This is a genomic window from Paenibacillus sp. SSG-1 (genome assembly GCF_002224835.1).
Taxonomy (GTDB): Bacteria; Bacillota; Bacilli; order Paenibacillales; family Paenibacillaceae; genus Paenibacillus_AQ; species Paenibacillus_AQ favisporus.
Map to the genome: position 1 here is coordinate 4,901,787 of NZ_MBRK01000001.1, position 12,076 is coordinate 4,913,862.

General features: G+C 53.8%; 13 protein-coding genes (1 of these 13 running past the window's edge). 5 read left to right on the forward strand and 8 right to left on the reverse strand.

What is annotated here, in order from left to right; all coding sequences use genetic code 11:
• The 6 genes from BCV73_RS22670 to BCV73_RS22695 form a co-directional block, all read right to left on the reverse strand.
• On the reverse strand, positions 1-552 hold the 5' end (the start) of the coding sequence (locus BCV73_RS22670) for an NAD-dependent malic enzyme (protein WP_089548614.1). 867 nt of this gene lie to the left of the window's left edge; 552 of the gene's 1,419 nt are visible here — the first part of the coding sequence; its start codon is at positions 550-552; the stop codon falls past the left edge of the window.
• Positions 553-570: 18 nt separating this feature from the next.
• Positions 571-810, reverse strand: a complete 240-nt coding sequence (locus BCV73_RS22675) for an HPr family phosphocarrier protein (protein WP_076175710.1) — start codon at positions 808-810, stop codon at positions 571-573.
• Positions 811-827: 17 nt separating this feature from the next.
• The gene (locus tag BCV73_RS22680; RefSeq protein ID WP_089550363.1) at positions 828-1,529 is read right to left on the reverse strand and encodes a TerC family protein; all 702 of its coding nucleotides are present in this window, start codon (positions 1,527-1,529) and stop codon (positions 828-830) included.
• Positions 1,530-1,552: 23 nt separating this feature from the next.
• Positions 1,553-3,079 carry a tripartite tricarboxylate transporter permease gene (locus tag BCV73_RS22685; protein ID WP_089548615.1) on the reverse strand — a complete coding sequence of 509 codons (1,527 nt, stop codon included), beginning with the start codon at positions 3,077-3,079 and terminating at the stop codon, positions 1,553-1,555.
• Positions 3,080-3,090: 11 nt separating this feature from the next.
• The gene (locus tag BCV73_RS22690) at positions 3,091-3,552 is read right to left on the reverse strand and encodes a tripartite tricarboxylate transporter TctB family protein (protein ID WP_089548616.1); all 462 of its coding nucleotides are present in this window, start codon (positions 3,550-3,552) and stop codon (positions 3,091-3,093) included.
• Between the two features lie 76 nt (positions 3,553-3,628).
• Entirely contained in the window at positions 3,629-4,663 is a 1,035-nt protein-coding gene (locus BCV73_RS22695; protein WP_089548617.1) for a tripartite tricarboxylate transporter substrate binding protein, read from the reverse strand.
• A 242-nt stretch (positions 4,664-4,905) separates the two neighbouring features.
• Between BCV73_RS22695 and BCV73_RS22700 the strand changes: the two genes are divergently transcribed.
• Both BCV73_RS22700 and BCV73_RS22705 read left to right on the forward strand, forming a co-directional pair.
• Positions 4,906-6,552, forward strand: a complete 1,647-nt coding sequence (locus BCV73_RS22700) for an ATP-binding protein (protein ID WP_089548618.1) — start codon at positions 4,906-4,908, stop codon at positions 6,550-6,552.
• Positions 6,545-7,246, forward strand: a complete 702-nt coding sequence (locus BCV73_RS22705) for a response regulator (protein WP_411829700.1) — start codon at positions 6,545-6,547, stop codon at positions 7,244-7,246. Before BCV73_RS22700 ends, BCV73_RS22705 begins: the two co-directional genes overlap by 8 nt.
• Before the next feature lie 45 nt (positions 7,247-7,291).
• Here the strand turns inward: BCV73_RS22705 and BCV73_RS22710 are convergent, their stop codons facing one another.
• On the reverse strand, positions 7,292-8,119 hold the full coding sequence (locus BCV73_RS22710; protein ID WP_089548619.1) for an AraC family transcriptional regulator: 828 nt from the start codon (positions 8,117-8,119) through the stop codon (positions 7,292-7,294).
• Between the two features lie 207 nt (positions 8,120-8,326).
• Between BCV73_RS22710 and BCV73_RS22715 the strand changes: the two genes are divergently transcribed.
• The 3 genes from BCV73_RS22715 to BCV73_RS22725 are packed head-to-tail and all read left to right on the forward strand — an operon-like array spanning position 8,327 to position 11,481.
• Positions 8,327-9,490 carry a Gfo/Idh/MocA family protein gene (locus BCV73_RS22715; protein ID WP_089548620.1) on the forward strand — a complete coding sequence of 388 codons (1,164 nt, stop codon included), beginning with the start codon at positions 8,327-8,329 and terminating at the stop codon, positions 9,488-9,490.
• A 36-nt stretch (positions 9,491-9,526) separates the two neighbouring features.
• Positions 9,527-10,375, forward strand: a complete 849-nt coding sequence (locus BCV73_RS22720; protein ID WP_089548621.1) for a sugar phosphate isomerase/epimerase family protein — start codon at positions 9,527-9,529, stop codon at positions 10,373-10,375.
• A 5-nt stretch (positions 10,376-10,380) separates the two neighbouring features.
• Complete coding sequence (locus tag BCV73_RS22725) at positions 10,381-11,481, forward strand: Gfo/Idh/MocA family protein (protein ID WP_089548622.1); 1,101 nt, start codon at positions 10,381-10,383, stop codon at positions 11,479-11,481.
• Between the two features lie 244 nt (positions 11,482-11,725).
• Here the strand turns inward: BCV73_RS22725 and BCV73_RS22730 are convergent, their stop codons facing one another.
• Positions 11,726-11,998 (reverse strand): NifU N-terminal domain-containing protein, encoded by a 273-nt coding sequence (locus tag BCV73_RS22730; RefSeq protein ID WP_076175691.1) that lies wholly within the window; start codon positions 11,996-11,998, stop codon positions 11,726-11,728.
• Between the last annotated feature and the right edge of the window lie 78 nt (positions 11,999-12,076).

A 12,076-nucleotide genomic window follows, 5' to 3' on the forward strand; every position in this document is an offset into this window, starting at 1 on the left:
GATGGGAAAGGCGTCCACGCCAGCGAGCTGCTTGAACAGCATCGCTTTTCCCTCCATCACGGGCATGGCGGCGAGTGGGCCGATATTCCCGAGTCCAAGCACGGCGCTCCCGTCCGATACCACCGCAACCGTGTTGCGTTTGATGGTAAGGGTATGGGCACGGGACGGGTCCTCATGAATCGCCATACATACGCTGGCAACGCCGGGTGTATAGACACGGGACAGATCATCCCGGGATTTGATGGCCATTTTCGGCGTCACTTCGATTTTGCCTCCCAAATGCATCAGGAAGGTCTGGTCGGAAACCTGCAAAACCTTAACGCCGGGCAGCTTATTCAGCACCTGGACAATTAAATCCTTCGCCCCCGTGTCCGTAATGTTAACTGTCAGGTCCCGGATCGTCGTTACTTTACCGGTACCGCTGACATCAATAGCTACAATATCTCCTCCTGAATCCCCGATGGCCATGGCAATTCTTCCAAACGCTGCCGAGGCCTTGTCCATTTCCACCCGGACGATGATATTCGTGCTCCCTGATTTAGGCACAGCCATGCCTTCCACTCTCCTCCGTCAAATTTCAACCCTAAGGCCGTGCCTGACAAACGCCTCTTTCATCGCTGTTGTGGCTGCCGCTTCGTCAGGACCGTAAATTTCAAGCTGATACTGTTCCCGGCTCAACAGCGAAAAGCTCAAACCGAGGATGCTCTTGGCATCGATCGCCCGGCCACCGGCCTTAAGCACGATACTGGATGTAAACCGGTTAGCCGTCTGATTAATATCCACAATCGCCTTGGTCTCCAAACCACTCATGTGTTTACCTCCGTTCTTTATCTTTGTGGGGTACTTGCACCTGCGTCGGTCCGGGATTCATGCATCTGACGGTAATGCTGCAGCAGTCTGCCTCCCAGGACAATCCCAACGGCGAGCACCAGTGGAATGATCGTGTGAAGCGCATGAGGCAAGGCATCCGTGATTTTGGCCAGCCTCTCCTCTTTTAGGATCATTTCACCCGACGTGTACCCGAGAAGAGCTACGCCAACAATAACGATAACCGGAAAACGGCTCATTAGAGTCATCAGCAGTCTGCTGCCCCAAATAATCAACGGAATGCTGACTGCAAGTCCAAGGGCAATTAAGAGATAATTTCCTGACGCCGCTCCAGCCACGGCCACCACATTATCAAGGCTCATCACCAAATCAGCGATCATAATCGTTTTAATGGCTTTTGCCAGGCGGGTGCTTGCTTCAAGCTTCCCCCCTTCGGCTTCACCCTGCATGAGTTTAAGCGCAATCCAGAGCAGCAGGATGCCTCCTGCCAATTGAACAAAAGGTATCTGCAGCATCCAAACGGCTGCAATGGTAAGTACGAAGCGAAGCACGATCGCTCCGAAGCTGCCGAAGAAGACCGCCTTCTTCCTCTGTTCGGGCGGCAGGTTTTTGCAGGCGAGAGCGATAACGACAGCGTTATCGCCGCTCAGCACAATATTAATGACGATAATTTTTAATAGACCTAGAAGTAACCACTCCATATCCATAAGTGCCGTTTCCTTTCCTAGCCTTCCTCATTAACAAGAACTCTCCTGCCTTTCAGCTTCAGGATTAACGGAATCGTAATCCACAGCAGTCCAATGATCAGAAACACAAGGGAGACCGGCTTCTGGAGGAAGATCATAAAATCACCGTTGGAAATCGTCAGCGCGCGCCTCATATTATTTTCCATCATGGGTCCAAGAATAAGTCCCAGAACGAGGGGAGCGAGCGGAAAGTCGTTTTTGGACAATACATAACCGACCACGCCGCAGCCCATAATTAAGAGAAGATCGAACGTTGAATACTGAACGGCGTACACTCCGAAGACCGAAAAGACAATAATTAAAGGGATCAAGTACTTGGCAGGCGTCTCGATCACTTTGGCGAACAGCTTGACGAGCGGCATGTTGAGAATCAGCAGCATCAGGTTGCCGACAAACATGCTGGCTATAACGCCCCAGGCCAGCTGGGGATGATCCTGAAACAGCAATGGGCCCGGCTGCACATTGTACATAATGAAGGCACCCATCAAAATGGCCGTCGTACCGGAAGACGGAATCCCCAGACTGAGCAGTGGAATCATGGCCCCGCCGGAAGCCGCATTATTTGCCGATTCGGGCGAAGCTACGCCTTCGATGGCGCCTTTCCCGAATTTCTCGGGATGCTTGCTGATCTTTTTTTCTACAATATATGCAAAAAAGGACGCGAGAATGGCTCCTGCTCCTGGCAGCAGACCGATAAAGAAGCCAAGAATAGAACCGCGCGCAATCGGTGCGGCGCTGTCCTTCATATCCTGCTTCGTTGGCAGGATACGACTGATTTTTGCGATTTCTCCGTCGTTATGGTCCCGTTCCAAAATGGTTTTGAACACTTCACCTACCGCGAACATGCCGACTGCGATCGTCAAAAATTCCAGCCCCTGATAAAGCTCCGGAATCCCGAAGGTAAACCGCTCTACGCCGGATACGTTGTCGATCCCGATCGTCGCCAGAAGCAGGCCGAGTGCTGTCATCATCAGCGCCTTGACCATCGATTTGCCGGCCAGGCCGCTGATCGCAAGGAGTCCAAGCACCATCAGCGAAAAGTATTCGGCGGGACCAAATTTGATAGCAACAGCCGATAATGGGCGGGCCAGGAAGATGAGTCCAACCAAAGAGATAATGCCTGCGGCAAACGAACCGATGGCCGATATCGCGAGCGCTGCACCCGCCCGTCCCTGCTTCGCCATTTGATATCCGTCTAGAGTCGTGACGACAGACGAGGACTCGCCCGGCGTATTGAGCAGAATGGAAGTCGTGGAGCCGCCGTACATGGCGCCGTAATATACGCCAGCCAGCAGAATAATGGAACTTGTAGCCGCTTCTTCCGGACTCAGGCCTGATGTCATGGTTGCGGTAATCGGAATCAGCAGCGCCACGCCGCTCATCGGACCAATGCCTGGCAGCACGCCAACGACGGTGCCGATCAAGACGCCAAAAAATACAAAGACCAGATTATGCCACTGCATTGCCGTCCCAAGTCCATGCAGCAAATATTCAACTGTGCTCATTGTTTAACCCCCTAGAATAAGACTAACCAAGATGGAAAACCGGGCAGGGTACCATCCAGCACGTTGACATACAGATAATACACACCGTAAGAAAAGCAGGCGGAGATCACGACCGATATCCAGATCCGGCCCCGCTGCATCGTTTGAAAGCCGATCATCAGGAACAGGAACGTTGAAATAACGAATCCGATATCCTCCAGGAAAAGGGCGTACAGCACGGCGGCCGTAAAAATAATACCGAAACGCTTGTAATCGAGATTTTCCCGATTTTGCTGTTTCTGCTGCCTGCGGAAGGTTTCATATATCAGCCTGATGCTCATCAGCGAAAGAAATGCGCCGAGAAACAACGGAAAGATGTTCGCGCCGACGTTGCTGCCATAAGCGCTTGTCGATATGCTGGTGCTTCCGATGACAAAAGCGATGCCGACCGCACAAAATACGATGCCGGCATAGCGGTCAAATGAATGATTCATAGTCTTCACGCCTCCTCTTCAGACAGGGAAAAGGGAAGTCCCCATCCCTTTCCCTCCCCCTGCATGGCCTAAGCCGTTACTTCTGCATGCCGAGTGCCGTCAGCATTTCTTTCAGCTGATCATTTTGTTGAGCCAGGAAAGCCTTGAAATCGTCGCTGTTCTTATAATCGCTTTCCCAGTTGTTCGCCGTCATCTCGGCCGCCCACTCTTTCGTCTCGGTCATTTTTTTGATGGCCTGATCCCAATAGCTCTTCGCTTCAGCGCTCATTTCCTTAGGTCCGAATATCCCCCGCCAAATGAGGAATTCCGCGTCAATTCCCTGCTCCTTCATCGTCGGCACGTCTTTCAAGCTTCCTCCCAGACGTTCAGGTGCGGCCACGCCGAGCACTTTGATTTTTCCGGCTTTTAAATACTGGTCAAGCGACGAGGCATCGGTACCCAGTACATCGGCGTTGCCGCCAAGCAGTGCGGTAATGGCTTCGCCGCCCCCGTCGTAAGAAACGTACTTCACGCTCTTGGGGTCAATCCCGTACTTGAATGCCGGCAGAATGGATACAAGATGATCCATAGAGCCGGGAGCCGATCCGCCCGCGATCGTGAACTTGGTCGGATCGGCTTTCAAGTCATCGAGCAGCGACTTCAGATCGTTGTATTTCGAGTCAGCCGCTACGGCAATAGCGCCATAGTCCTTCGTCAGCTGAGCCAGCGGCGTCGTATCCTGATATCCATATGGCGAATTGCCCTCCTTTTTTAAATTGTTGATCAGGATCGGCGGAGAGTTGACAAACAATTTGTAGTCATCCTTCTTGTCCTTGGTCGCATACTCGGCCATAAACACGGCGCCGCCTCCGCCGGGTTTATTTTCAACCGTAATCGCTTTACTGACAGCCTTTGTCTCGGTCAATACTTTCGCAATGGTACGGGCCGTCATATCCCATCCCCCGCCCGCACCCGATGGGGCCACGAGCGTTAACGCTTTGTCGGGATAATCGGATTTTTTGGCCGATGTCCCCTCTTTTGCTGCTCCCCCGTTGGCACAAGCCGCCAAACTAAGCGCCAGAATGGCCGCAGGTATCACTTTCCAGGTTTTGCTCATCATTTTTTTATCCATCTGGATACCCCTTTCGAAAAGTTCATCTAAAGCCTTATCAACTTGGTGTCATCGAAATGTATGCGCTTTCTTTTTGTGGTTCCCAGCATATCACCCGCGGCAGCTTTAGCAAATGTTAAGCACATAAGATCTAAAAACACGATTATGGGCATTTTGTTCATTTTGTTCACGATAAAATGAAAGCCCTTTCAAGGCCTATATGCTACAATAAAAGCAAAAAACGGAGGGGCGCACGGTACAACATGCGGCTGCAGACAAAACTGATTTGGATCATCTGTTCCCTGATTGCCTTTATCATCCTCAGCTTGAGCGGTATTTTTTATGTCGTGATCACAAACATTTTTGAGGATCAGATCGGTCAGCGCGCCTTAAAAGTAGCTGAAACTCTAGCGATCATGCCGGAGATTAGAAAAGCCTTTACTGAGCCGGATCCTTCGGCCGCAATCCAGCCTATTTCGGAAAGCGTCCGGATCAAAACCGGCGCCCAGTATATCGTTGTAGGGAACCGCGAAGGCATCCGGTATTCGCATCCCCTGCCGGACCGGATCGGCAAATCGATGGTCGGCGGCGACAACGGTCCGGTACTTGCGGGGCATTCGATCGTGTCCAAGGCTACCGGTTCCATGGGGCCTTCCGTTCGCGGGAAGGCTCCTGTTATTGCGGATGACGGGACGGTGATCGGCATCGTGTCTGTCGGTTTTCTGACCGACAACATTGACCGGATAAACGATGTATACCAAAATGAAATATTGCTGGTCTCCTTGATCGGTCTGGCTGTCGGGGCAAGCGGAGCCGTACTGATCGCACGCAGCGTCAGGCGTTCCATCCATGGACTTGAGCCCAAGGAAATCGGGGCGCTGTATACAGAGAAAAAGGCAGTCCTCGAATCGATCCGCGAAGGAATTATCGCCATTAACCGGGATGGTTTCATTACGATGGCTAACCGTTTCGCTCTTCAGCTGATGAATCTGTCGGAGAATGAAGCGATCATGGGAAAACATATTGAGGATGTCCTTCCGAACACGCGGCTGCTCGAGGTAGTCCGGAGCGGCGAAGCCGAGTTCGACCGGGAGATGCTGATCGGCGACCATGAAGTGATCGTGAACAGGCTTCCTATCATGGATATGAACAATCAATTAACCGGAGCGGTCTCCAGCTTCCGCAGCAAGCCGGAATTATATCGGCTGGCCGAAGAGTTGTCCCAGGTCAAGCGTTTTGCGGAGTCGCTCCGGGCGCAGACGCACGAATACTCCAACAAGCTCTATGTCATATCCGGCCTGATCCAGCTGGAGTCTTACCAGGAAGCGGTAGACCTGATCAACCGCGAAGTGAACGTCCATCAGCATTTGATTCAGTTTGTGATGAGGGAAATCCCGGACCCGGTCATCGGCGGGCTGCTGATCGGCAAGTACAATCACGCCCAAGAGCTGAAGCTTTCCTTTGAGATCGATCCAGAGAGCACGTTCGCTGACATCCCGGACCATATGGACCGCAGCCTGCTCGTGACCATTATCGGAAATTTGATCGACAACGCGATGGAAGCCGTTCTTGCGCGGCAAACCTTCTCCGAATCCAAAGGCGAAGTCACGCTGTTCCTGACCGATTTGGGTGAGGACCTGATCATCGAATGCGAGGATAACGGAATCGGCATTCCGGAAGACATCGGAGATACGATCTATGAAAAGGGCTTCTCTACCAAACCGGGGGAACACCGCGGGATCGGGCTTGCCCTTGTCGTTCATGCGGTCCATAAGTTAAGCGGTTACATTACGTTCCATCGGAATACGGCGGGGGGCGGTACGGTCTTTACGGTGGCGATCCCCAAACAACCCGGTCTATTCAGAAAGGAGCATCCTCATGGAAATGTCCGAAGTAAATCCAATGATTGAGGTGTTAATCGTAGAGGATGACACCAAAATCGCAGAGATAAACAGGCGATTCGTAGAACAAGTGCCGGGATTTAAAGTCGTCGGCATCGCCACGGATGAAATGCAGGCGAAATCGCAGCTGGAAATCCTGGAGCCCCAATTGGTACTTCTGGATATCTACCTGCCTCAAGCCAATGGCCTGGATCTGCTGCTGTTCATCCGCCAGCATTACCGCAGCACGGATGTCATCATGATTACCGCCGCCCGGGAAATCGAACCGATCCGGGAAGCCATCCGCAGCGGGGCGTTCGATTACCTCATGAAGCCGCTCATCTTCGACAGGCTGAAGGAAACGCTGCTGCATTATGCGGCATTTCAACGGGAGTTATCCCGGCTGGATACGGCTGGGAGCATTGGCCAGAGCGACGTGGACCGCCTGCTGGCAGGTCCCGTCAAAGCGGAGCCGCTTCCTGTGAATACGGCCGACGTTTTCCTGCCCAAAGGCATCGATAAATTGACGCTTGAAAAGGTCGTTCAAACCATTTCGACGGTGAACGACGGGCTAACCGCCCATCAAGTGGCCAAACGGATCGGCATCAGCCGCTCAACCAGCCGGAGATATCTGGAGCATCTCGTCGGGTTCGGCATTGTCTATGCCGACCTGTCCTATGGGGTCGTAGGACGGCCGGAGCGTGTATACCGGAGCAAAAAATAACCCGTCTGCAGGTGCAGGCGGGTTTTCCTTGCTATCGGATAATTCTTACCGCGTGCACGCCCGATACTCCGTCGGCGACATGCCGGTATGCCCCTTGAACTGCCGGGAAAAGTGCGACAGCTGCATTCCGAGCTGATCGGCAATGTCCGCTACGGGCGCATTCGTAAATGAAAGCAGGCGTCTGGCTTCCTCCATACGCTTGCGCTGGACGTAATGCATCGGTGTGCAGCCCATCGCTTTTTTAAAATAAGGGATAAAGTAGTTTGGGTGCAGATGGACGATCTCGGCCAGCTTTTCGATTTCCATCGGTTCATGAAGATGGTCATGAATGTACTGCAGCACGCCGCCCAGCTTGTTCCCTTCCGTATGGTGCATGAAATCGATCCAATAGTCGGTGTATCCCCCCTCTTCCAGGCAGCAGGCCAGCATGTGCAGCAGACCCGCCTGCATGCGCAAGGCCGCAAAAGGACCTCCCGCCTGAAATTGGCCGATCATCTCGTTAAAAGTGCTTCGAATAAACTCCGGGTCGCCGACATCGCTGATATACAGCTTGCTGTCTGCATGAAACAAAGGCCACTCCCCCACCTGGGCGTCAAAATGGCAGAAATACCGCGTGTATGGATTTTCCTTGGACGTGTAGGTCGTCTGGCTCGTCCCCGCAGGCATGATCATCAGCTGGTTCGGCTTGGGGTAATAGGTCACGCCGTTGATGACGACCGATCCTTCGCCTTGGGTGATGTAATAGAGCCGGTGGAAGCTCGGGGCGACTTCGGCCCGGTTCCAGTCGGGAAAGCCGCTTTTGAGCTGGACGTGACTGATATGTACCCGAAGCCCTTCCGGCAGCCGTGCGCCGAGCTGCATGGCCTGTGCCATAAATGACCCTCCTTATATAGAAAATAGTCGTCTAATGTAATGCCATTGTATCATTCCCATTTTACGAAAACACCTTAATTTTGTGCAAAACCCTCTTAATCTTAGCCATTTGCTTCCCATGCCATTCGGGCTAAGCTTGAGGGAGATGTAATGGCTTACATGCCTGCAAACTTTGATCATAATCCATGGGAAGGCGGGATCATTTAGATGGAGCAAGTACGATACGGCATTATCGGCATCGGGAATATGGGAAGCAGTCATGCACTGAATTTGGTGGATAAAATCAAGGGGGCGCAGCTGACGGCGATATGCGATACAAGCCCCGCCCGTCTGGAGTGGGCACAGGCCCATCTGCCGGAATCGGTTCAAAAATTCGACACGCCGGAGGCGTTCTTCGCCTCGCAAGCGATGGATGCCGTCCTGATCGCCGCTCCGCATTATGATCATCCGGTATTGGCGATCCAGGCTTTTGAGAACGGTTACCACGTCATCGTCGAAAAACCGGCCGGAGTCTACACCAAGGCGGTTCGCGAAATGAACGAGGCCGCTTCCCAATCGGGCAAGCTGTTCGGCATTATGTACAACCAGCGGACCTCCCCGCTGTATACCAAGCTGCGCGACCTGGTGCAGTCCGGAGAATTGGGGAACATCAAGCGGACCAACTGGATCATTACCAACTGGTACCGCTCGCAGAGCTACTATAATTCCGGCGGATGGCGGGCCACCTGGGCCGGCGAAGGCGGCGGTGTGCTGCTGAACCAGGATCCGCACCAGCTGGACCTGTGGCAGTGGACGACCGGCCTGATGCCGAAGCGCGTGCGTGCTTTCTGCCACTTTGGTAAATACCGCAATATTGAAGTCGAAGATGACGTCACCGCTTATGTCGAATATGAAAACGGAGCTACCGGCGTATTCGTGACCACCGTAGGCGAGGCACCCGGAACGAACCGGTTCGAGCTCTCCGGAGATAACGGCAAAATCGTCGTCGAAGACGACAAAATCACCTTCTGGCGCCTGCGCGTGCCCGAGCCGCAGTTCAACGCGGAATATACAGGCGGATTCGGCCAGCCGGAATGCTGGAAATGCGACATTCCGGTGCATGGGGGACACGGTCCGCAGCATAACGGAATTTTACAGAACTTCACTAATGCCCTGCTGCATGGCGAGAAGCTGATCGCCCCGGGCGAAGAAGGCATCCGCGGCCTGACGATTTCGAACGCGATGCATCTGTCCGCCTGGACGGACGATTGGGTGGACCTTCCGCTCGACGAGGATCTGTTCTATGACAAGCTGCAGGAGAAGATCAAAAACTCGACGTTCCGCAAGGAAACCGCCGGCGGTAAGGTGCTGGACGTATCCGGAACTCACTGATAGATATCCCATTTTCGATAAGAGGAGAATCGCCCTATGAAACTATCGGTATTTACCGTCGTCACCCCGGATCTGACCCCTGAAGAGCTTGTACTGGCCGCCAAGGAAGCCGGACTGGACGGCGTGGAATGGCGCTTCAAGGAAGTTCCCGCAGGCGCGGCAGGCGAGAAGCCGTCGTTCTGGAGCAACAATTTGTGCTCGATCGACCCTTCCCTTCCCGCGGACCAAATGCTGAAATTCAAAGACCTGGCCCTTGCACAGGGGCTTGAAGTCGCCAGCATCACTCCCTATCTGAACCATCTGGACCTGAAGGATACGGAGCATGTATTCCGGACGGCCCAGCAGCTTGGGGCGAAAATGATCCGCCTCGGCGTAGCCGGCTACAACGCATCCGCCGACTATAACGAGCTGTACGACAAGACAGTCCGCTATTTAAAAGAAGCGGAGCATATGGCCCAGCAATACGGCGTCAAAGGCATCATCGAAACCCATCACGGCACAATCGCGCCGAGCGCCGGTCTCGCCCACCGCCTGGTCAGCCACTGCAGCCCGGACCATATCGGCGTCCTGTACGATCCGGGCAACATGATCCACGAAGGCTTCGAGCATTCCCGGATGGGCCTTCAGCTTCTCGGTCCCTACCTCGCCCACGTTCACATCAAAAACGCCGAGTGGGTCCGCGAGGGAACGCGTGAAGACGGAACCGTAAAATGGCGTTCGAAATGGGCGCCGATGCGCGAAGGCATCGTGGATTTCACCTCACTGCTCAATGACCTGAAATCCGTCGGCTATGACGGCTACTTGGGCATCGAGGATTTCAGCGAACAATACACGTCGCGTGAGCTGCTGAAAGAATTCGCCCAGCTCATGCGCGAAAGGATGTGACCTTCATGACCGCACAAAATAAAGACGGAATGAACTACGCGCCGGAAGGCAAGCCGAACCATGTTGTTGAACCGGGCGAGTTTGTGTTTGCGGCGGCGGCTCTGGACCACGGGCATATTTATGGCATGTGCAACGGGCTGATCGAAGCCGGGGCGACGCTGAAATGGGTTTACGATCCGGAGCCGGCGAGAAGCCAGGCTTTTGCCGACAAGTTCCCGCAGGTTCAGATCGCGGACAGCCTTGAGCAGGTGCTCGGGGATCCGGAGGTCCGATTGGTGGCCGCAGCCGCGGTGCCCAGCGAACGCTGTGCTCTTGGGCTGCAGGTGATGGACGCAGGAAAAGACTATTTTACGGACAAAACGCCGTTCACTTCGCTGGACCAGCTGGAAGCGGCGCGCCGGAAGGTGAAGGAAACCGGCCAGAAATATGCTGTCTATTACAGCGAGCGGCTTCATGTGGAGTCAGCGGTCTATGCCGGACAGCTCGTGCAAAAGGGAGCCATCGGCCGTGTCATCCAAGTGACCGGCTTCGGCCCGCACCGGCTGAATGCGCCATCGCGTCCGGACTGGTTTTTTGAGAAGGATAAATACGGCGGCATTCTGTGCGATATCGGGAGCCACCAAATCGAACAGTTCCTGTTCTATGCCGGCTGCAAGGACGCCAAGGTTCTGCACAGCAAAGTAGCGAATTACAACAATCCGGACTATCCCGAGCTCGAGGATTTCGGCGACGCGACCCTGGTAGGCGACAATGGCGCCACCCAGTATTTCCGGGTCGACTGGTTTACGCCTGACGGTCTCGGCACCTGGGGCGACGGCCGGACGATCATCCTCGGCACCGAAGGCTATATTGAGCTGCGCAAATACATCGACATCGCCCGCGATCCGCGCGGCGACCATGTCTACCTGGTGAACGGGGACGGCGAGCAGCACTTCGAAGTCAAAGGCAAGGTAGGGTACCCTTACTTCGGCCAGCTCATTCTCGACTGCCTGAACCGGACCGAGAATGCCATGACCCAGGAACACTGCTTTAAAGCAGCCGAGCTGTGCCTTAAGGCGCAGGAGGCAGCCGTACGCATCGATCAGGTGCTGCAGACGAATTCATAGCCACAATTCTTGCCTGACCGCGCGTTAAATTAACGGGCTGCCAGGATTGACGACTTTTCCATAAGCAAAAAGCTCCCGTATCGCGCTCCCCCTCTGTGTAAAGAGGTTAGGAGCACGGCGGGAGCTTTTTTTCATTCCATCCGGATTTGGATCTATTCTGTTAGGGCATCCATCGAATAAAGAATAGCCATGCCATTCGGTTATATGTCATGCACGTGCTGAGGCTGTGGCTATTATTCTGTCACTACTCCCCGTAAACGTTGGTAAACGCCTCTTCGATTTTCGGAACGATGTTCTCCCAATCGGCATCCGGCATTTTGCTGACGGTGACGAACGTCCCGATGCCAAAAATGTTGTCCACCCCGTCGATGCTGAGCAGCGCGCCGGCGAGCGGATGGTCGGTGTCGTCCCCTTTTTTCAGTGAGGTACTTTTCGGTCCTTCGAACAGGCTCTGGCTCGCATTGACTTTAAGCGAGTGCGGGTTCGGGGTCTGCTGAATTTGAATGGATACGGCCATGCTTAATCACTCCTTTCTGCCTATAACTGTACCATATTGTCCATTTTCCACCAAAACCAATTCGCCCTTCAGAAGTGA